Origin of the sequence: Allokutzneria sp. A3M-2-11 16 (genome assembly GCF_024213555.1) — a bacterium.
In the GTDB taxonomy this organism is placed as follows: Bacteria; Actinomycetota; Actinomycetes; order Mycobacteriales; family Pseudonocardiaceae; genus Allokutzneria.
This window is the reverse complement of record NZ_JANAVO010000001.1, coordinates 3,535,143-3,554,643: the sequence shown is the minus strand read 5'-3', so window position 1 is coordinate 3,554,643 and position 19,501 is coordinate 3,535,143. Positions and strand designations below refer to the sequence as shown.

22 protein-coding genes, 2 tRNA genes and 1 pseudogene are annotated in these 19,501 nt (G+C 67.9%); 12 read left to right on the top strand and 13 right to left on the bottom strand.

Features of this window, described 5'->3' with window-relative positions:
• Positions 1 to 202 precede the first annotated feature (202 nt).
• From NLX83_RS17545 to NLX83_RS17535, 3 genes are all read left to right on the top strand, one after another.
• Positions 203 to 919 (top strand): serine hydrolase, encoded by a 717-nt coding sequence (locus tag NLX83_RS17545; RefSeq protein ID WP_308209327.1) that lies wholly within the window; start codon positions 203 to 205, stop codon positions 917 to 919.
• A 152-nt stretch (positions 920 to 1,071) separates the two neighbouring features.
• On the top strand, positions 1,072 to 1,419 hold the full coding sequence (locus tag NLX83_RS17540; protein WP_254235913.1) for a YciI family protein: 348 nt from the start codon (positions 1,072 to 1,074) through the stop codon (positions 1,417 to 1,419).
• Between the two features lie 4 nt (positions 1,420 to 1,423).
• Positions 1,424 to 2,614: an RNA polymerase sigma factor gene (locus NLX83_RS17535; protein ID WP_254235912.1), complete on the top strand. Its 1,191-nt coding sequence runs from the start codon at positions 1,424 to 1,426 to the stop codon at positions 2,612 to 2,614.
• Between the two features lie 15 nt (positions 2,615 to 2,629).
• Here the strand turns inward: NLX83_RS17535 and NLX83_RS17530 are convergent, their stop codons facing one another.
• Positions 2,630 to 2,986 (bottom strand): MerR family transcriptional regulator, encoded by a 357-nt coding sequence (locus NLX83_RS17530; protein ID WP_254235911.1) that lies wholly within the window; start codon positions 2,984 to 2,986, stop codon positions 2,630 to 2,632.
• Between the two features lie 52 nt (positions 2,987 to 3,038).
• Here NLX83_RS17530 and NLX83_RS17525 point away from each other — a divergent pair, with 52 nt between their 5' ends.
• Complete coding sequence (locus NLX83_RS17525; RefSeq protein WP_254235910.1) at positions 3,039 to 3,887, top strand: polysaccharide deacetylase family protein; 849 nt, start codon at positions 3,039 to 3,041, stop codon at positions 3,885 to 3,887.
• Between the two features lie 52 nt (positions 3,888 to 3,939).
• Here the strand turns inward: NLX83_RS17525 and NLX83_RS17520 are convergent.
• From NLX83_RS17520 to NLX83_RS17500, 5 genes are all read right to left on the bottom strand, one after another.
• Positions 3,940 to 4,017: transfer RNA gene (locus tag NLX83_RS17520), tRNA-Ile, on the bottom strand.
• Positions 4,018 to 4,156: 139 nt separating this feature from the next.
• On the bottom strand, positions 4,157 to 5,074 hold the full coding sequence (locus NLX83_RS17515; protein WP_254235909.1) for a glycoside hydrolase family 6 protein: 918 nt from the start codon (positions 5,072 to 5,074) through the stop codon (positions 4,157 to 4,159).
• A gap of 87 nt (positions 5,075 to 5,161) precedes the next feature.
• Entirely contained in the window at positions 5,162 to 5,701 is a 540-nt protein-coding gene (locus tag NLX83_RS17510) for a hypothetical protein (protein ID WP_254235908.1), read from the bottom strand.
• A 17-nt stretch (positions 5,702 to 5,718) separates the two neighbouring features.
• Positions 5,719 to 6,255, bottom strand: coding sequence for a phosphoribosyltransferase family protein (locus NLX83_RS17505; protein ID WP_254235907.1), 537 nt, complete (start codon positions 6,253 to 6,255; stop codon positions 5,719 to 5,721).
• A 588-nt stretch (positions 6,256 to 6,843) separates the two neighbouring features.
• Positions 6,844 to 7,008 (bottom strand): DUF1508 domain-containing protein, encoded by a 165-nt coding sequence (locus NLX83_RS17500; RefSeq protein WP_254235906.1) that lies wholly within the window; start codon positions 7,006 to 7,008, stop codon positions 6,844 to 6,846.
• A 694-nt stretch (positions 7,009 to 7,702) separates the two neighbouring features.
• On the opposite strand from NLX83_RS17500, the pseudogene NLX83_RS17495 reads away from it, so the two are divergent.
• The 3 genes and pseudogenes from NLX83_RS17495 to NLX83_RS17485 all read left to right on the top strand — a co-directional run bounded on the left by NLX83_RS17495 (position 7,703) and on the right by NLX83_RS17485 (position 9,763).
• Positions 7,703 to 8,939: pseudogene (locus NLX83_RS17495) on the top strand (helix-turn-helix domain-containing protein).
• Positions 8,939 to 9,511 (top strand): flavoprotein, encoded by a 573-nt coding sequence (locus NLX83_RS17490; protein ID WP_254235905.1) that lies wholly within the window; start codon positions 8,939 to 8,941, stop codon positions 9,509 to 9,511. Before NLX83_RS17495 ends, NLX83_RS17490 begins: the two are co-directional and overlap by 1 nt.
• A 54-nt stretch (positions 9,512 to 9,565) precedes the next feature.
• Positions 9,566 to 9,763, top strand: a complete 198-nt coding sequence (locus NLX83_RS17485; RefSeq protein WP_254235904.1) for an AMED_5909 family protein — start codon at positions 9,566 to 9,568, stop codon at positions 9,761 to 9,763.
• A gap of 37 nt (positions 9,764 to 9,800) precedes the next feature.
• Here the strand turns inward: NLX83_RS17485 and NLX83_RS17480 are convergent.
• A tRNA-Asn gene (locus NLX83_RS17480) sits at positions 9,801 to 9,873 on the bottom strand.
• 132 nt (positions 9,874 to 10,005) lie between these two features.
• Here NLX83_RS17480 and NLX83_RS17475 point away from each other — a divergent pair.
• The gene (locus NLX83_RS17475; protein ID WP_254236249.1) at positions 10,006 to 10,230 is read left to right on the top strand and encodes a hypothetical protein; all 225 of its coding nucleotides are present in this window, start codon (positions 10,006 to 10,008) and stop codon (positions 10,228 to 10,230) included.
• Here the strand turns inward: NLX83_RS17475 and NLX83_RS17470 are convergent.
• From NLX83_RS17470 to dnaG, 3 genes are all read right to left on the bottom strand, one after another.
• The gene (locus NLX83_RS17470) at positions 10,227 to 10,991 is read right to left on the bottom strand and encodes a trans-aconitate 2-methyltransferase (RefSeq protein WP_254235903.1); all 765 of its coding nucleotides are present in this window, start codon (positions 10,989 to 10,991) and stop codon (positions 10,227 to 10,229) included. The genes NLX83_RS17475 and NLX83_RS17470 overlap by 4 nt on opposite strands.
• A gap of 62 nt (positions 10,992 to 11,053) precedes the next feature.
• Positions 11,054 to 11,605, bottom strand: a complete 552-nt coding sequence (locus NLX83_RS17465) for a hypothetical protein (RefSeq protein WP_254235902.1) — start codon at positions 11,603 to 11,605, stop codon at positions 11,054 to 11,056.
• The gene (gene dnaG, locus NLX83_RS17460) at positions 11,602 to 13,515 is read right to left on the bottom strand and encodes a DNA primase (protein WP_254235901.1); all 1,914 of its coding nucleotides are present in this window, start codon (positions 13,513 to 13,515) and stop codon (positions 11,602 to 11,604) included. Before dnaG ends, NLX83_RS17465 begins: the two co-directional genes overlap by 4 nt.
• A 34-nt stretch (positions 13,516 to 13,549) precedes the next feature.
• Between dnaG and NLX83_RS17455 the strand changes: the two genes are divergently transcribed.
• From NLX83_RS17455 to NLX83_RS17440, 4 genes are all read left to right on the top strand, one after another.
• Complete coding sequence (locus NLX83_RS17455; protein WP_374118767.1) at positions 13,550 to 14,479, top strand: sigma-70 family RNA polymerase sigma factor; 930 nt, start codon at positions 13,550 to 13,552, stop codon at positions 14,477 to 14,479.
• A gap of 124 nt (positions 14,480 to 14,603) precedes the next feature.
• Positions 14,604 to 14,993, top strand: a complete 390-nt coding sequence (locus tag NLX83_RS17450) for a GntR family transcriptional regulator (protein ID WP_254235899.1) — start codon at positions 14,604 to 14,606, stop codon at positions 14,991 to 14,993.
• Positions 14,994 to 15,872: an ABC transporter ATP-binding protein gene (locus tag NLX83_RS17445; protein WP_254235898.1), complete on the top strand. Its 879-nt coding sequence runs from the start codon at positions 14,994 to 14,996 to the stop codon at positions 15,870 to 15,872. It abuts the gene before it with no gap.
• The gene (locus NLX83_RS17440) at positions 15,869 to 16,702 is read left to right on the top strand and encodes an ABC transporter permease (RefSeq protein WP_374118749.1); all 834 of its coding nucleotides are present in this window, start codon (positions 15,869 to 15,871) and stop codon (positions 16,700 to 16,702) included. Before NLX83_RS17445 ends, NLX83_RS17440 begins: the two co-directional genes overlap by 4 nt.
• Here NLX83_RS17440 and NLX83_RS17435 read toward each other — a convergent pair.
• The 3 genes from NLX83_RS17435 to NLX83_RS17425 all read right to left on the bottom strand — a co-directional run bounded on the left by NLX83_RS17435 (position 16,699) and on the right by NLX83_RS17425 (position 19,457).
• Entirely contained in the window at positions 16,699 to 17,265 is a 567-nt protein-coding gene (locus tag NLX83_RS17435; RefSeq protein ID WP_254235897.1) for a carboxymuconolactone decarboxylase family protein, read from the bottom strand. The genes NLX83_RS17440 and NLX83_RS17435 overlap by 4 nt on opposite strands.
• A gap of 61 nt (positions 17,266 to 17,326) precedes the next feature.
• Positions 17,327 to 18,589 (bottom strand): deoxyguanosinetriphosphate triphosphohydrolase, encoded by a 1,263-nt coding sequence (locus NLX83_RS17430; protein ID WP_254236247.1) that lies wholly within the window; start codon positions 18,587 to 18,589, stop codon positions 17,327 to 17,329.
• A gap of 181 nt (positions 18,590 to 18,770) precedes the next feature.
• The gene (locus tag NLX83_RS17425; protein ID WP_374118748.1) at positions 18,771 to 19,457 is read right to left on the bottom strand and encodes a YdcF family protein; all 687 of its coding nucleotides are present in this window, start codon (positions 19,455 to 19,457) and stop codon (positions 18,771 to 18,773) included.
• Positions 19,458 to 19,501: the final 44 nt, after the last annotated feature.

Here is a 19,501-nt window from a genome sequence, read left to right as displayed (position 1 = left end):
CTTCGGCACTCCCGGCCCGGGGAGATTTCCTGGTCAGGACCCGCATACGCTCGATGGCGTGAGAAAGATCAACAAGGGTCTGGTCGCCGGCGTCCTCGCCGCGACGACCGTGACTGCTTTCCTGACCGTGCCGGTCGCCCAGGCCGCCCCGGCCCCGGCCGGATCGGTCGGAACGGGCGTCGCCGTCTTCTTCCCTGGCGAGCTGCGCGCGCGCATCGCCAAGGCGCAGAAGTACGCCGAGAGCCGCCCCGGTGTCACCGGCATCGTCGTCCGGGACCGCCTGACCGGCGCCGTCTGGCGCAACCCCGCCGCGGGGACGCACGCGTGGGCGTGCTCCACCCCGAAGCTGGCGATGGTGGTCGACCTGTTGCTGCGCAACGACTCCGGCGCGGTCAAGCTGACCGCCGAGGACCGCGAGCTGATGCGCAGGATGCTCAACTCCAGCGATGACGACGCCGCGCACACGCTGTGGAAGCGCTTCGGCGGCGAGGCCGAGTTCGCCAAGCGCTTCCCGCTCTACGGCATGACCGACATGAAGTTCACCGACAAGCACCCGCACCACTGGGGCTGGATCCTCACCACCCCGAACGACCTGGACCGCCTGGTCAACTACGTGCTGGGCAAGCTGCCCGCCAAGCACCGCGACTACATCGTCAAGGAGATGCGCACCGTCGACGCCAACCAGCAGTGGGGCGTCTGGGGTGCGGGCGCGAAGGCCCAGCCCGGCAACAAGAACGGCTGGTCCGACGACAACGACGACGGTTCGTGGATCATGAACTCCGTCGGGTTCGTCGGCCCGCGCGAGCGCTACACCGTCGCGATCATGAGCAACACCATGGTGATCAAGGACGGCTTCGACGTGGGCAAGGAAACCACGACGAAGGTCAGCGAGCTGCTCTTCAACGGCTACTTCGGCTGATCGAGCCCGGGGCGGCGCCGACCGCGCCGCCCCGGCTCAGCGTCGATGTGGTCCAGGTCACTCCGCCCGGCTTTCGATCCGACGCGGAGCCGTTCGTCATGTCCATGTCCCCCGGCAGTGGTGGGATGGAGTCGAACGGAGAGGAACCGATCATGCAGTACCTACTCACCGTCCTCAGCGACGAGCAGCAGTGGGCGTCGATGGCGGACGCCGACCAGAAGCAGAACATCTCCGACAACGGGAAGTTCGCGAAGTCCCTGGTCGAAGCGGGAGTTCTGGTGCACGGCGCCGGGCTCGGGCCGTCGTCCACCGTGACCACCGTGCGCAAGCAGGACGAGCAGGTGCTGGTGACCGACGGCACCTACACCGAGACGACCGAGTGGCTGGGTGGCTTCTACCTCCTGGAGTGCCCGGACCTGGACGCGGCGCTGGCGTGGGCGCGCAAGGCTCCCCTGCTCTCGTTCGAGGCGATCCAGGTGCACCCGGTCGCCGATCACTGACGCCGTGGTCACGCTGTCTCCCGCCGATCGCGCGCGGCTGCTCGCGGTGCTGGTCGCCGACCTGCGCGATTTCGACCTCGCGGAAGACGTGCTGTCCGAGGCCGTGCTTGCCGCGCTGGGTACCTGGCCCGAGCGCGGTGAGCCCGCCAACCCCCACGCGTGGCTGCTCACCACCGCGCGCCGCAAAGCTCTGGATCACTTGCGCCGCAACAAGGTCTTCGCCGAGAAGCTGCGATTGCTCGGTGCCACGCTGACCGAGGACGAGCTGGCGGCCGAACCACCGTCACGCGTCGTCGACGAGCGGCTGCGGCTCATCTTCACGTGCTGTCACCCGGCGTTGGCGATGCCCGCGCGCGTGGCCTTGGCCCTGCGCTACCTCGGCGGGTTGTCGACCGCCGAGGTGGCGAGGATGTTCCTGGTGACCGAGTCGGCCATGGCCGCGCGTCTCACGACCGCGAAGAAGAAGATCGCCCTGGCGCGGATTCCGTATGCCGTCCCGGCCGATTCCGAGCTGCCACACCGGCTTCCCGCGGTGCTCGCCGTGGTGGAGCTGATCTTCACCGAGGGCTACGCGGCGACCGCGGGCAGCCAGCTGGTGCGGGAGGAGCTGTGCGAGCGGGCGCTCGGCTTCGCCAGGCTCCTCGCCGAGCTGATGCCGGAGGAGCCGGAGGCGCGTGCGCTGCTGGCGCTGCTGCTCTTCCAGGATTCGCGGCGCCGGGCCAGGGTCGACGACGAGGGGCGACTCGTTCTCTTCGCCGATCAGGACCGAACTTTGTGGAACCACAAGCAGATCGCCGAAGGCATCGCTCTGGTCGAGAACGCGCCCGCCACGCCCTATGCGATCCGGGCCGCGATCGCCGCGGCCCACGCCCGGGATGAGACCGACTGGCCGCGCGCCGCGGAGCTGTACGCGCTATTGGAAACCGTCGCTCCGTCGCCTGTGGTCACGTTGAACCGCGCTGTCGCGGTCGGTTTCGCGGAAGGCCCGGCGGTGGGCTTGGGCCTGCTCGACCGGCTTGTTGAGGCTCGGGAACTCCCTCGTTCCCATCTGCTCTTCGCGGCTCGCGCGGAGTTCCTCCGTTCTCTGGGCCGCACTTTGGAAGCGATCGCCGCCTATGACACCGCACTGAGCTTGGCGACGAATCCCGTTGAACGCGACCACCTCGCCCGACGACGAGCGCTAGCAGACTCGTAATCTGTCAGGTCATCATTAGCGCTGTGCCGCGTCGATCACTTCGTCGAGCACGTCGCGGGAATTGACCAGGCTGTTGATCATCTGGTCGATCCGCTGCCGCTCGGCGACCAGGTCGGTGACCAGCCGTCCGGTGGCGACCTCGGAAGGCCCGCCGTCCGCGTCCCGCATGCACGGCAGCAGTTGCGCGATCTTCTTGCTGTGCAGACCCGCGGCGAACAGTTCCTGGATGCGGATGACCCTGTCGACGGCCCGGTCGGGGTATTCGCGCTGTCCGCCAGGCGTGCGATCGGCCACGAGCAGGCCCTGCTGCTCGTAGTAGCGCAGTGATCGTTCACTGACCCCGGTACGCCGCGCGAGCTCACCGATCCGCATCTCGCTCCTCGGGGTTGAACCTGACATTGATGTCAGATTTTACCGTGTCCGCATGGAGCTCTTCGACTACAGCCCGATCACCGAACGCCCTCCGCTCAGCTGGCCCGGCGGCGCCCGGGTCGCCGTCTACATCGGCCTCAACATCGAGCACTTCATGGCCGACCGCCCGTCGACCAGCATTTGGCCCGGCACCGCGGACCTCATGCCCGACGCCCTCAACTACGGCTGGCGCGACTACGGGGCCCGCGTCGGCATCTGGCGCACGATCCAGAGCTTGGACCGCCACGGCATCCGGGCGAGCGCGCTGCTGAACTCCGCCGTCGCCGAACACCACCCGCAGATCATCAAGGCCGGGCTCGACCGGAACTGGGCGTGGCTCGCGCACGGGAGAACCAACTCGATTCTGCAGGCCGACATGGCCCTCGACGAAGAGCGCGCTTTTCTCACCGATGTCGTCGACACCATCACCGCCGCCACCGGTCAGCGGCCTCGCGGCTGGATGGGCCCAGGATTGACGGAAACGGTGAACACCCCGGCGCTGCTCGCCGAACTCGGCCTGGATTACGTGCTGGACTGGACGAATGACGACCAGCCCTATGCGTTGAACGTGCCAGGAATGATCAGCGTCCCGTACTCGGTCGAACTCAACGACCTGCTGCTGTTCAGCAAGGGCTTCACCGGGCCGGAATTCGTCCAGATCGTCAGGGACCAGTACGAGCAGCTGCGCGCCGACTCCGAGCACAGCGGCCGGGTCATGGCGCTCGCCCTGCACCCGTTCGTCATCGGCCAGCCGTTCCGGCACGGGTACCTCGACCAGGCACTGGAGTTCCTCGCCGCTCAGCCCGACATCTGGCTCACCACCAGCGACGAGATCGCCGAGCACTACCAACGGAATCGCTGATTCGGTCCACAATGGACTCTTGTGCCCTCGGCTGCAGATCACGCGGCGAGGTTGGTGGGGCGGGTGGGGCTCGAACCCACGACCTGACAGATTATGAGTCTGCTGCTCTGACCGGCTGAGCTACCGCCCCCTGATGGCCCGTCTCCACGAACGGCCGAACACATCACGCGTTGTAGCCTCGCGTGAGGGCTGCGATGTTAGTCCACCCACACCTGCGGAGCCCCTCCGGGGGCGGTACCGGTTTCTGGGCATTTTCCTGTACCGCGCGACTACCGGCCGTAGTACAAGCCGTGCGCCACGCGGGGCAGGAACTCGGACGAGGCGCTGTGCGGTGCCACGCCGTAAGGGCCGTCGGACTCCCCGGGGAGCTTCACCCACAGTTTCGCGTCGAAGCCGTTCGCGCCTACGTACTGGGGCCTGTCTCCCAGCCTCCGACCAGGCGGGTTGCCCCACCACGTGCTCGGGTTGGCGCGGATGTAGGAGTCCGGCGGCGGGCCGTTGCCGTTGCGGGAGGTGTCGATGACGTAGCCGACGTCGGGCAGGCCGAGAAGGTCGCGCAGCTCCGTCGCGAAGTCCTGACACATGCCGTTCGTGTTGTAGTTCGAGACGTTGACCGCGAAGCCCCGCGCGTCCGCGACTCCGGCCTGCAACAACCACGGCGCGAGCGACTCCGGGGAGTTGTAGCGACCGTCTCCGCCGTCGAGGTACACGTAGGTGTTGGGCGCGTACTGCTTGAAGGCCTGCACCGCGTATGCCAGGCACGCCAAGCGATTCTTGCGTTGCTCCGCGTTCAGGCCGGGCATGTGGATCAATGTGTCGGGTTCGAGGATCACCACCGCCGGTGCCACTCCGACCAGCCGCGCGAAGGACTTCGCCCACGCCTGGTACGACCGCACGTCCCGGAAGCCTCCGGAGGAACCCCCTCCCGCGTCCCGGAACGGAATCGCGTAGGCGACGAAGACCGGCAACGTGTTCGTTTCCCCTGCTGCGTCAAGGATTTCGTCGATCTGCGGCTCGATCGGCGCCGGCCCGACCCACCTCGCCTGCGGAACGGCCGCGATCTTGTCCCAGACCACCCACCGCTCACTCGTCGTGCGGCCCGCGTGGAACTCCGTTTTGCACCAACGGTGTGCTTGGGTGTCCGTGAGGACGTAGAAGCCCTCGCGCATCTGGTAGGGGTTCGCCATCGCCGCTCCCCACGTCGGGTTACCTTGGGAGACAACAGATAGCGGCTCCTTCTCCGCAACACCACAACTTCGGCCCACGACGACACTTTAAGGCGACCGAACGGCTTCCCCGTTTCCTGCCCCCTCGCCTCGATAGGGAATCCAGTCGAAGCCGTCCGCAAACGGCTGAAGGCCCGTCGCTGTAGGCAACTTCCGGCGTGCCCAGGGCGACAGCACCAGACCAGGCAACTGCGCGTGGGCCAGCTCGTCCGACCAGTCTTCCCGCAGCTCGGCCAGGTCTACGAAGCCTTCCGGGTCCCACCCGACGATGGCAGCCTGGTAGCCGTCCAGGTGGGAAAGCACGTCGTACAAGGCGTGCCCGAGCGCGGAGAGTTGCGCCCTGTCCAGCACAACCCGCTCGCCGTCGCGATCGAGTGGCAGCCCCCACCCGATACCCGCGGGAATGGCCGAGAACTCGATGTACGGATCGCCCGCGCGCGAGACCGCGTCGCGCAACGCAGGGCGGTGCAATCTGATCAGCGAATCGCCAGCAGGGATGGCCGCCGTCTCCGCAACCACATCCACGGCCCGTTCGGCCGCGGCCCGCTCCTCGCCGAAGTTGATCACGAGTTCGAAGATGACCGCCACGGCTCTCCTGTCCTTCGCTATCCGTGGATATCGGGGAGTTCGTCGGCGGTCACGAGCGCGTGGAACACGCCCAGCATTGTCTTGGATTCAGAGGCCATCTGGTCGACGACGACGGCGCATCCGGCCAGCTTCGCCCCGGCATTCTCGACCAGCTCGCGGACCGCCAGAGCCTGGCTTCCGGTCTCGATCCAGTCGTCAACGAGCAGTACGCGGTCGGTCGGGCTCAGCGATGCCCGTTGAAGCCGCAAAGCGTGCCTGAGCCCCCGATAGTCCGGCTCCGTTTCCCTGACCAGCTTCTCGCCCGGGAAGAGCCCTGCCGCCTTGCGCACAGCGACAAAACCCACGCCCAGCTCCATCGCCGCAGCCCCGCCGAGCAGGAACCCTCGCGACTCGATCCCGCACACCGCGGTCACACCCACGCCGCGGAACGGTTCGACCAGCGCCTGGACGACCGCCTTGAACGCGTCGCCGTCCCGGAACACCGGCCACATGTCCGCGTGGCCGTCGATCCACCGGAACCGCTCCAACAGAAGATCACGTGCGGGAGTCTTCACAACGGTGGATCTTCACGCATTCATCGGGGCGAGGCGACCGACTTACCTTGAAACGACAACATGCCAGGCCGCTGACCTGGGATTCTCGACCGAACTCGAACCGGTGACCCTGCGATTCAAGATTGACTCTGGTCGATGTCAGTCATTACTCGTCTGCACTGGTCACACTCAGCAGAAATCACACATGCAAACAGTCGTTGCATGCCAGCGCTTGCGGGCTACTGGCGCCGATCAGTGGGATTAAGCGGGGCCGCCGCGCCTACCCACTTGAACTCACCCAAGCGGATGTTGACTGACAGGATGCCGAACATTGCCAGCCAACACCCGCTCAGCGCCTACTTGCGCGGCTTTCCGGCGTCACCCCGCTTCTTGCGCCACGAGCCGTCGTTGTTGCGGTCCCGATCTTGAGAACCGCCACCCTTCTTGGGCACCTTAGGTACTGGCATCGACCTCTCCTTCCTGCATGATGACCCCAGATGTTCTTCGCATGATGGATGCGTCATCCGGGTAGGCTCTGAGCTGGAAGCCCCGCAGTCCGAGGTGTTGCGACCACCTCGGAAGGCGGGGTTCCGTTCTTCGAATTCCTCCCTACTCGTCGATGGAGCCCCAGCGCGCCTCGTCGATGATCTTCTGCGCCGTACGGCGCGCACTCGACTTAGCGGTGTAGGTCTCGCTCGTGGCCAGGATGTTGACCCCAGAGCGGATGACGAAGTACCACTGCCCGTTGGCGCTCGGTTTGATCTGGAATCTCATTGCACGCTCCTGAATCGAGGGCTGAAATGGCGTCTGCACCGAAGTCCGTCGCAGCGCTTTCAAAATCGTGAACTATGACACCCCTTTGGCGCAACCTGCCACAACTGGTTCAGACCACAACATGTAGGGGTCGGGCCTTCCTCGCTCTTCTATATATGGCGTCCTCGACAGTCCTTGGCGGCCCTTTGACATCGCTGTCATGCACAGAGGTCAACCCTCTGATCACTGGGAGTATCGAGAACTGCCACAGCAGGACCACCTGAATGGAGTAGTCGGAAGTCAGTCAAAATGTCTAGAGAAGGACCATCGTGGGCTTCCGGAGACCACTTCGTCGTGGCAAGGGGACCCGGAGCGCAAGCCCGCCAGGGCCGAGGACCGAAGCCCACGCAGTCGCGGACCACCGGCCACGTCATCATCACGTTCAGGTCCACATAGGGACCGCACTCATTCCGCGGTTTCTCCGACGGCCGCATATCGGTCTGGTCTGCTCGGTCCTCCGCGTCGTAGCGCGCCAGGGTTCCCTCTGCGGCCAGCGGACTGAATCACTCCTTGTGAATGTGTGCTGTCTTCGCCGACCCGGCGCGGGACCGGCCGCCAGCCCGCAGCCCGCTAGCCGGGGTCGGCAAGATGCGGACCGCGCTCCTGGTTAGCGCATGTCCGCGGTGTGCGTGACCGGCGTTGCTAGCCTGAGCTGGTGAGGGGTGGTGGCGATCAGCTCAGTGTCGGAGAGCGCATTGCCTTCTACCGGCGTCGGCGAGGGCTGTCGCAGACGGTGCTCGCGGACCTGGTGAACCGCTCCGAGGACTGGCTGAGCAAATCGAGCGAGGCGAGCGGGAGACCGTCGGCTGGACGTGCTTGCCGACGTTGCCAAGGCGCTTCGGGTCACCCTCGGCGACCTGCTCGGCGAGCCGGTGTTGATGGAGGATGAAGACGACCACGACGATGTACCGGCGATTCGTGACGCGCTGATGGCGCCTCGTCGGTTGGCGAGGACGTTGTTCTCGTCCGCGAATTCCCTTGAGTACATCGATCCCGCTCCGATTGCAGCGCTGACCGAGGCAGTGTGGTCAGACTGGCAGCGGGGAAACCTCGGCCGAGTGGTGTCGGCCCTGCCGAACCTGATCAAGACGGCTCAGCGCCTCGAAGTGGCCTCGGCCGACGACCCGCCGTACAAGCGGTCGTGTGCTGCGGTGTCGGCTCGAATCCATCACTTGGCCGCGACGGCGATGAGCAAGATCGGTGAAGCGGACCTCGCCTGGATTGCGGCTGAACGCGCGACCCAAGCGGCGGAAGACGCGGATGATCCGCTCGTGTTGGCCTCCGCGGCGCGCTCGGGAACCCATGCGCTGTTTGCAGTTGGGCGTTTCGAAGACGCACTGGAACTGGGCAACGCGGCAGCGCGCTGGCTGGCTCCACGCATGAAGGCTGGAGATCCGGCCGCGCTGAGCCTGTACGGAATGCTCTTCCTGCGTACCGCCGTTGCTGCCGCCCGATATCAGGACAGGGCAATGGCGAACGAGCTGTTGAACCGGGCGGAGCACGCTGCGGAGGAGCTGGGAAGGGATGCCAACTACTGGATGACCAGCTTTGGCCCGGCCAATGTCGCGTTGCACCGTGTGTCAGTCGCTCTCGATCTCGGCGATTTCGTGCAGGTTGCCGATGCTGGGCTGCGCTCCGACACCGAACACCTTCCGCTCGAACGACAGGTAGGGCACATGATCGACGTCGCTCGGGCGCTCAGCCTCGTGGCGAAGGACGATGACGCTGTGCAGATTCTCCTTACGGCAGAACAAAAAGCGCCTGGCATCGTTCGGCACAGCGCGGTAGTCCGTGAGGTTGTGCGGTCGGTCTACCGCCGTGCTCCCGCTTCAGCGGGCAAGAAGTCGTCGGCCCTGCTGGCGTTCGCCGAGCGTTGCCGGGCGGTGCGGTGATGGCAGGGCGGGTGCTCGGTGTGGTCGGCTCTGGCGCTGGTGGGGTTGAGGATCTGCTTCCCGGCTTGATCCGACCGGCGCAAGAAGCGGGTTGGACGGTGGGCGTCACGTTGACCCCGACTGCGGGACGCTGGCTCGCGGAAACCGGTGCGCTCACGGCAATCGAACGAGCGACGGGGCTTCCGGTACGGGTTGAGCCACGGTCTCCAGGGCAACGTAGCCCGCATCCGCCGGTCGACTGTTACGTCGTCGCGCCCGCCTCAGCGAACACGGTTGCCAAGCTCGCGCTGGGCCTGGCGGACAACCAAGCCCTCACTCAGGTCAACGAAGCCATTGGCACGCACGGCCTTCCGGTCGTGATCTTTCCGAGGGTCAACGCCGCACATGCACGGCATCCGGCGTGGAACGACCACTTGGCGGCGCTTCGCGGAGCCGGAGTGCATCTTGTCTACGGCGATGACGTCTGGCCGCTGCACGAACCACGCAGTTCACCGGGAAAGGAACTCCCCTGGACGGCGGTGCTCGATGCGGTGAATCAAGCACACAGGAGGCCGGACAGTTTGTCCGGGTAGTTGCCCGCGCGTCGGTGTCTGCTGTGCCGCATGGGCACCGTTGGGCAGTCGAGGATGCCGGTTCGTCTGGATGACGTGCGGGCGTGGCTGCTTTCCCGCTACCCCAACGAGAAGCGGTCACCGGAGGCGTTGCGTGACTGGTACCGGTTGCAGGCCGAGGTTTTCGAACACGTGGCGGAGACGGACCACGGCCACAAGCACGAAGCCATCGCGTTGGCGGCGATCGCTCGCGAGAAGATGGGACACCCCTGAAACGACAACACCCCAGGCCGCTGACCTGGGGTGGGAGCTCCTCCGACTGGACTCGAACCAGTAACCCTGCGATTAACAGTCGCATGCTCTGCCAATTGAGCTACGGAGGATCGTTTTCTGTTGTCGTCCGGCCTCGGCCTGACAGGTAGTAACTCTAGCGCATCCGGACGACTGGTTTTCACCACCCCCGGGTACCCGCTCCCTGGACACATTTTCGCAGGTCATGGGTGGAGGTAGTGATGATGAAGGCGTTGGTGCTCGGTGCGGCGGTGGGCTATGTGCTGGGAGCGCGGGCAGGGCGGGAGCGGTACGAGCAGATCAACCGGGCCTACCACCAGGTGCTGGACCATCCCGCCGTCCAGGGCGCCGCGGGGTTCCTGCGGGCGAAGATCTCCGAGAAGACGGGGCACCGCAAGAACAACCACACGGCGCCCTTCGAGAAGCGGGATCCGGTGCTGGCGCGCTAACCGGGCTTCTGGCCGACGGCGAAGACCCGCCGGAACGGGAACCAGGTGCTGCCGTCCGCGCTCTGCGGGTAGGCCTCGCGCAGCCGCGGCGCCAGCTCGGCGAGGAACGCGGCCCAGTCGCCATCGGACAGGGCGGCGCGGACGGGGCGGAGCGCGGTGCCGACGACCCAGTCGAGCACGGGGTCGTCGCCGGAGAGCCGCTGCTGGTAGGTGGTCTCCCACACGTCGGCGTGCCAACCGGCGTCGGCGAGCAGGCACGCGTACTCGTGGGCGGTGTGGACGGGCTGTTCGTCGCGCAGCGCGGAGCCGAGGGAGTCGTTCCAGCGCGGCGCGGCGGCCAGCTCGCGCAGGATGACGTGGGACGGCGCGTCGAAGTTGCCGGGCACCTGCCAGGCGAACCACGCGGACGGCGGCAGCTCGTCCAGCCAGCCGCGCACCAGGTCGGCGTGGCCGGGCACCCACTGGAGCACGGCGTTGCAGACCACCACGTCGGTGTCCCGCTTGGGGTGCCAACTGGCCACGTCCATCACCTCGGCGGGGATGCCGCGGCGGCGGGCCTCCTCGACCATCTCGGCCGAGGAGTCCAGCGCCTCCAACCGGGCGCGCGGCCAGCGGTCGGCGAGGACCGTTGTCAGGGTGCCGGGACCACAGCCCAGGTCGACGACCGCTCTCGGCTCAAAAGCGCCGATCCTGGCCACCAGCTCGTGGAACGGGCGAGCGCGGTGGTCGGCGAACGCCAGGTACTGGGCGGGATCCCACATGCACACCTCCATAAAAACCGTACGTACGTACTTTATAGGGAGAGGGTGCGCGGGGGAAGGGGTCAGTGCTCCTCGGCCCTCGCCTGCCGCAGGCGCTCGGCGACCTCGACGGCGATCGGCTCCACGAGGGCCATGTCGGTGCCGGGGTCGGCGCGCACCTGGAGGACGAAGCCGTCGCTGCCGGGGATCTTGCGCTGGACGAACCACGCACCGCCACCGGGGAGGTCCCTGCGATGGGTGGACCTGATCGAGCCGGTGACCCGCTTGTGCACGGCCTCGGGCAGCTTGCCCGCCTCGCTGAGCACGTAGCGCCGCGGCGCGCGGTCGGTCAGCAGTACGGCAGCGCCCGCGGTCCCGGTCTCATCGGCCTCGGTGACGGTGAGCGAGCCGTTGGCCCAGCCCGCCTTGCTGATCAGGTGCCAGCCGACCCGCCGGTGCGCGCCGTCGCCGTCGGGCAGCCACAAACCGTGCGAGGACGCCACCAGGTGACCGCCACCGCGCACGTCGGCGACCGCGACGACGTTCTCCTCGGCGGCCAGGGTCTCGGTGAAGCCCTGGGGCAGCTTCGCTCCCCCGGTCAGCCGCTCGACGGTCCGCCGCCACCATCCGCTCACTGCGCCGCCACCCCTTGGGCACGTAGCCCTCTGTGGTACTCCTCCATCGCGACCAGGTCACCGAACAGCGCGGTGTACTCCTCGCGGTCGGTCACCGGCGAGATGCGCTGCAGCCGGGACTTGATCTCCGCGATCTGCCTGCCGACCAGGTTCGCCTGCAAGGCCGACAGGACGCCGTTGATGTAGCGGCTGTCGTCGTCGGACTTGGGCGGCAGCTGGAGCGGTTCGACGCACAGCTCCGTGACCATCGAGCGCAGCGTCTCCGGGCAGTGCTCCGCGACGGAACTGCTGAGCGCCGCCCCGGCCAGGCCGCAGGAGGTGCCCCCGGCGGCCAGGATCGCCTGGTGCAGCGCGAGGTAGGCGGGGTGGGTGAACGCCTCGTCGGAGAGCGAGTCGTAGACCGGACCGGCCAGCCCGGGGAGCTGGAGCGCGGCCTTGATCGCCTCGCGCTGCAACCGCAGGTGCGGGTCGCGGGGGTCCGGGCGGGACGGGCCGCTCGGCACCTCGACCGCGAGGGCGCCCTGGTTCGGGTCGACCGGCTGCGGCCTGCGCTGGCGCCCGGCGCGCGCGTCCGGGCTCTGGCCCGCCGCCACGCGCACGCGGCGCAGCACCTCGGCCGTGTCGTCCCAGCCGAGCCAGCCGGAGAGCTGCCTGGCGTACTCGTCCCGCAGCGCGGAGTCCTTGATCTGCGCGATCAGCGGGGCGGTGCGGCGCAGCGCCTCCACCCGCCCCTCCGCGCGGTCGAGGTCGTGGTCGGCGAGCATGCGGCGGATGGCGAACTCGAACAGCGGCTGCCGCCGGGCGACGAGGTCGCGGACGGACGTGTCGCCCTTGGCCTGGCGCAGCTCGCACGGGTCCATGCCGTCGGGGGCGATGGCGATGTAGGTCTTGGTGGCGAACTTCTGGTCGTCCTCGAAGGCCTTCATCGCGGCCTTCTGGCCCGCCTCGTCGCCGTCGAAGGTGAAGATCACCTCGCCGCGGAACTCGGCGTCGTCGAGCATCAGCCTGCGCAGCACCGAGATGTGGTCGGAGCCGAACGCGGTGCCGCACGAGGCCACCGCCGTGGGCACGCCGGAGAGGTGCATGGCCATCACGTCGGTGTAGCCCTCGACGACGACGGCCTGGTGGCGGCGGGCGATCTCGCGCTTGGCCAGGTCGATGCCGAAGAGCACCTTGGACTTCTTGAAGATCGGCGATTCGGCCGTGTTGACGTACTTCGCCTGGATCGGGTCGTCCTCGTGCAGCCGCCGCGCGCCGAAGCCGACGACATCGCCCGCGAGCTCCTTGAGCGGCCACAGCAGGCGCTTGTGGAAGCGGTCGATCGGCCCCTGACGGCCTTCCTTGGACAGCCCGGCCTTGTACAGCTCGGTCAGCTCGAACCCGCGGCCCAGCAGGTGCTTGGTGAGCTTGTCCCAGCCCGCGGGCGCGTAGCCGCAACCGAAGTTCGCCGCGGCGTCGGCGTCGAAGCCGCGCTCGCTGAGGAACTCCCGCGCGGCCTGCGCTTCCGGCGAGGCCAGCAGCTCCATGTAGAACTGGTGCGCGATCTTGTGCGCCTCCAGCATCCGCGAGTTCGTGCCGCGGTCCCGCTGGACGCTTCCCGAGCCGCCGCCGGTGTAGACGATCTGGATGCCCACGCGCGAGGCGAGGCGTTCGACGGCCTCGGTGAAGCTCAGGTGCTCGTACTGCTGGATGAAGCTGATGACGTCGCCGCCGACCCCGCAGCCGAAGCAGTGGAACGTGCCGTGACTCGGGCGCACGTTGAACGACGGGGTCTTCTCGTCGTGGAACGGGCACAGCCCTTTGACCGCTCCACCGGTGCGTCGTAGCGCCACGTACTCGCCGATGACGTCGTCGATCCGGTTGCGGTCCCGTACCTGCGCGATGTCGCTTTCCCGGATCCTGCCTGCCACGTCTACGAAGTGTAGGCCCTGTGCCTGGGCCACAATCGGGCGTGTGACTTCAACGGACGATGCGCTCGCCGAACGGTTCACCGAGCACAGGGCTCATCTGCTCGGTGTCGCCTACCGGATCACCGGTTCGCTCGCGGACTCCGAGGACGCTGTTCAGGAAGCGTGGTTCCGCCTGTCCACGGCGGACGCCGCGGAGATCCGGGAGCTGCGCGGGTGGCTGACGACCGTGGTCGGGCGGATCTGCCTCGACCGGTTGAAGTCCGCGACGGCGCGCCGTGAGCGCTATGTCGGCCAGTGGCTTCCGGAGCCGGTCGTGCGGCCCCTCGGCGTGCCGGAGCAGGCGAACCCGCTTGATGTCGTAGTGCAGGACGACGGGCTGCGCATGGCCGCGCTGGTCGTGCTGCACGAGCTGTCCCCTGAGCAGCGCGTGGCCTTCGTGCTGCACGACGCGTGCAGCGTGCCGTTCACGGAGATCGCGGACATGCTGGGCTGCTCGGTGGCTGCGGCGCGCCAGCACGCGTCGCGTGGCCGGAAGGCCGTTGCCCAGGCCGATGCGCCGCCCCGGGTCGACCTCGCGGAGCAGCGCCGCGTGCTGGAGAGCTTCCTGGCGGCCATGGCCACGGGCGACCCCGCGGCGATCGCACAGGTGCTGCACCCGGACGCGGTGCTCATCGGCGACAGCGACGGCAAGGCGCGCACGGCGGCGCAGCGGATGGTCGGTGCGGACAAGATCTCCCGCTTCACCGTGGGCCTCATGCGGATGTACGGCGCCCTGGCCGCGACCGAGAGCATGCGTTTCGTGCTGGTCAACGGCGATCTCGGCCTGCTGTTCACGGAGTCGCCGGGCACGGACGAGTTCCGGCCGCTCGACCGCAGGGTGACCGCGATGGTCGTGCGCGATGGCAAGATCGCCGCGATGTACGACGTGGTCAACCCGGACAAGCTGACCACGGTCGAGTTCTAGCATTCCCAGACAACCGCCCAGGGGCATGCGCCTGGGCGGTTTCTGCTGTTCAGGGGGTCGGACTTGACTCGACCCCGGCGACTTGTCCTATGATCATAGGTAAATAGATCGATGGGGGAACCTCTTGATCGAGTTCCGGGTCGAGGTCGGATCGGGCGTGCCGCCGTACCGGCAGCTGGTCGACCAGGTGGAGCACGCGCTGCGCCTGGGCCACCTGCACGTCGGCGACCGCCTGCCCACCGTCAAAGAGGTGGCCAAACGCCTGGTCATCAACCCGAACACGGTGCTCAAGGCCTACCGCGAACTGGAACACAAGGGCCTGGCCAAGGGTCGCCCCGGCATGGGCACGTTCATCGAACGCGGCCTTGCCGGGCTGCCCGCGGAACAGCAGGCCGAACTGCGTGCCGACCTGGAGAAGTGGCTGGCCACCGCTCACCAGGCAGGCATGGATTCCGACGGCATCGCCGCCCTGGTGGCGACGGTGCTGCACGAGTTCCGTCCTGAGGAGAACTAGGTGACGCAATCCGCGATCACGGCCAGGAACCTGGGCCGCCGCTACGGCCGGGCGTGGGGGCTCCAGCACTGCTCGCTGGAGGTGCCCGCCGGTCGCGTGGTCGGGCTGGTCGGCCCGAACGGCGCGGGCAAGTCCACGCTGATGAACCTGATGGTGGGGCTGCTGCGGCCCACCACCGGCGAGCTGGAGCTGCTCGGCGAACGCGTCGGCCCGAACACGGTGCTGGAACGCGTGGCCTACATCGACCAGGAGCACTCGCTGTACCGCGACTTCACCGTGCGGGAGATGCTGACGGCGGGCCGGGTGCTCAACCGGCGCTGGGACGACAAGATCGCCACCGATCGGCTCGCCGAGCTGGGCATCCCGTTGACCGCCAAGGTCGGGCGGATCTCCGGTGGCCAGCGAGCGCAGGTGGCGCTGGCGGTCGCGCTGGCCAAGCAGCCGGAGCTGCTGATCCTGGACGAGCCGGTCGCGAGCCTCGATCCGTTGGCCCGCCGGGAAATGATGTCCACGCTGATGGCGGCGAAGGCCGATCACGACTGCACGATCGTGCTGTCCTCGCACGTGGTCTCCGAGCTGGAACGGCTCTGCGACTACCTGGTGGTGCTCGACCACGGCCGGGTGCAGCTGCTCGGCGACATCGACGAACTGCTGGAGCAGCACCGGCTGCTGTTCGGCCCGGCGGTCACCGAGGACCTGGTGTCCGCGCACCAGCACGTGCTGCACCGCGAGGACCTCAACGGCCGGGTTTCCTTGCTGGTGCGGGGAATCCGCCCGGTCGGCGATCCCAGCTGGCAGGTCCAGCGGGTGAACCTGGAGGAGCTGGTCATGCGCTACCTGGCCATGCCGTCGCGAGTCGCCGAGGAGGTCTTCGCGTGATCTGGATGACCTGGCGGCAGCACCGCACCACGCTGTTCATCCTCGCGGCCGTGTTCCTCGGCTTGGCCGCGGTGTTCGTCGCCGTGACGGTGTCCGCCGGACCGGTGTCGGAACACCCGACCAACCCCACGGGGATCCACGAGCTGCTGTACCGGCTCGAACTGGTCAACGAGGTTCTCCTGCCGCTGCCCGCGCTGATCGGCATGTTCCTCGGCGCTCCGCTGCTCGCCGCCGAGTACGAGCACCGCACGGTGCGCTACGCCTGGACGCAGAGCGTGTCCCGCTGGCATTGGCTGAGCACCAAGCTGCTCTTGCTCGGCAGCGCGGTCGTGCTGCTCGCGACGGCGTTCTCGACGACGCACATGTGGTGGTACACGACCGCCGGTGCTCCGCACGAAGGCCCGTTCAGGATCTTCAACCAGGGGCCGCTGTCCTTCCCGGCCGCCTGCCTGTTCGCCTTCGTGGTCGGTGTCGCCGCGGGCACGGTGCTCCGCAGGACGGTGGCCGCGATGGGTTTGACGATCGCCGGGACCTGGGCCGCGTCGATCGTGTTCGTCAACTGGCTCCGGCCGAACTACATGACACCGGTCACCGATGCCAACGGCGCCTCCACCAGCGGCGGGTGGTTCCTGAGCCAGACCGCGGTGCGGCCGGAGGACTTCGTCGGCGTGGACTCGGGAGGCCGGATCAACGGACTGATCCCCGTCACCACCTTTCAGCCCGCCGACCGCTTCTGGACCTTCCAGGTGATCGAGGCCGGTCTGTACCTCGGGCTGACGGTCGCCTGCGTGGCGGTCGCCTTCTGGTGGGTTCGGCGCGCGGTGGCCTAGGGCAGGGGCACCTGGCACGCGTCGCCCGAGGTGAAGCCCTGGTCGACGATGCCGAGCGCGTGGAAGCACCGCGCGCGCAGGTTCTCGACGCCGATCACGAAGGTCAGCTCGGCGAGTCCCTTGTGACCGAGTTCGGCGTCGAGTTCCGCAACCTGCTCGTCAGTGACCGTTGGCGGCTGAGCTGTCATAGCGTCCGCGTATGCCAACGCGCGCTTTTCGGTCTCTGTAAAGCGATCCGAAGTGGCGTAGTGGTCGATCTCGCGCAGACGGTCGACATCGAGGCCGTCGAGGCGCTGCTTCATGGTGCCGAAGTCAACACACCACGAGCATCCAACGACCGTGGCGACGCGGAAGACCGCCAAGTCGCGCAGGCTCCCCGGCAGCTCGCGGAGCGTCCGCTCAAGACTGCCTTCCATCAGCGACCACGACACCAACGCGCCGGGGTGGTGCGCGAGAACCGACATGGGCTCAGGAACCGCACCGAACTTGCGCTTGGCGAAGCGGTAGAAGAACCGCGTGAGCCTGCTGGCCTTGGCGTAGGGAACAACGGGAATGCGGGGCACGGCGTCCTCCTCGAATAGGGGTTCACCTAGAGGACGACACCGCCGCGCGAGGTGTGACAGCTCAGCTCTTGCGGGTGAGGCGCGAGTGCCACGCGATCGCTTGTGTGTCCGTGAGCAGGGAAACCTGGTCGATGAGCACACGGAGGTGTTCGGAGTCCGTCGTCGCTGCCTCCCACGCGGGGCGGAACGCCGGATCGAGCCCGTTCGGCGCCAAGGTCCCGAGAACCGCGACAAGCTCGGTGAGCATCTGTCGTTGGCGCAACTGGAGGTCCAGCCGTTCGGGGTCACTCATGACGTAGCGCAGGGCGACGGATTTCAGCAGTGCGACTTCGGCCGCGACCTGGTGCGGGATCTCCAAGTCCGCGTCGTAGCGGCGCAGCGGCCCGTCTCCGTGCACGCGCCGCGTCTCGACCACGGCGGCCGACGCGAAGCGGCCGACCAATTCGCTCGTGAGCTGCTTCAAAGCGACCTGTGTGGAGAGCGAGCCGTCGTACTCGTGCTCAGCCAATGCGCGCACGACGTCGAGTTGGAGCAGTTGGGTCGCGGCGGCTTCAAGGGCTTCGACGGGCTCGTCGGAGAAGTTGTGCGAGGCGAGCTCGGCGAGCGCCGTGACCTCGTCGGGGTGCGTGAGCGCGCGTAGCGAGATGCGGCCGGACAGCACTCCGTCCTCCACGTCGTGCACGGAGTACGCGACGTCGTCCGCCCAGTCCATGACCTGCGCTTCGAGGCATTTGTGCTCGTTGGGCGCGCCCTTGCGGACCCAGTCGAGGACGTGCAGGTCGTCGGCGTAGGCACCGAACTTCACGCGGCCCTCCTTGCGCGCCCACGGGTACTTGGTGGCCGCGTCCAGGCAGGCCCGCGTGAGGTTGAGGCCGTAGCAGCGCCCGTCGGGGCCGAGCACCTTCGGCTCGAGCCGGCTGAGGATGCGCAGCGTCTGCGCGTTGCCCTCGAAACCGCCGCACGACTGGGAGATCTCGTTGAGGGCGCGCTCGCCGTTGTGCCCGAACGGCGGGTGCCCGATGTCGTGCGCCAGCCCGGCGGTGTCGACGACGTCGGGATCGCAGCCCAGCGCGGCGCCGATGCCGCGGCCGATCTGCGCGACCTCCAGCGAGTGGGTCAGCCGCGTGCGCGGAACGTCGCCCTCACCCGGGCCCACGACCTGTGTCTTGGCCGCGAGGCGGCGCAGCGCGGCGGAGTGCAGTACCCGCGCGCGGTCCCTGGCGAAGTCGCTGCGGTCTTCGGCGCCGCTCCACAGACCGGCGGCGAGCTTGGGGGGCTCGTCGTACAGCCGCTCGGCGTCCTCGTGGGTGTAGCTGGCGCTCATCACGCGCGCAAGAGTATGACCAACCGGGGGCTCGCGTGGTGACCACGTCTTCAAGTACGCCCCACCCCTCTTCCAGCGGTCGCGAACGACGTCATACCCGGGAGGAATGGGGCGGTTTGCGATCGCTGGCGGTGGGGTTCGCGGTACTTGAAGACCGGCCAACCCGGCTGGGACGGGAGGCTCAGCCCAGGCCCGTGTGGTCGTTGGCGGGGGCGTGGGTGAGGCGGTAGTAGAGCAGCGCGCCGGTTTCCCGGACGATGTAGTTGAACTGCGTTTCCCTGGTCTGGACGATGGGGCCTCTGCGGGTCGGCGAGGCCCACGCGGCCAGGCCGAAGTCCTGCGCCATGGTCCGCGAGCGCAGCGAGTGCCACGGATCGCTGACGATCACCGCGCTGTTCCAGCCCTGCGCCTTCGCCTCGTCGGCGACCGCGCGGATGCTGCCGAGGGTGTCCGAGCCGGTGGTCAGCGCCACCACGTGGTCCGACGGCAACGGTTCCTTCGCGGTGCCCGTGCGCGTGCTGGTGCCGAGCAGCCATCGTTTGCCCGCCTCGGCTTCGCTGAACGCGTCCCCTTCGCGCGCGCCGCCGACCGTGACGATGGTCTTCGCCACCCCGCGGGCGTAGAGGCGCTGCGCGTGCACGAGACGCGCTTCGAGCACTTCGGAGGGCTTGCCGTTGTACTGGGCGGCACCGAGGACGACGACGACATCGGCGGGGCGCTGGTCGTCCAGCCGCGCCACCTGCCAGATCCTTGCGGCCGTGCCGCCGACGACGAGCCCCGCGATCAGGAAGGCGCCGAACAGGGCCCGCCGCACCCAGCGCGCCCGGCTGGGACGTTTCCTCGTAGCCGGTTCCGTCACGGCCTCCATGGTGACAGAGGAACGCTCTCCGCATCGGCCGGGTCCGGGTGGCA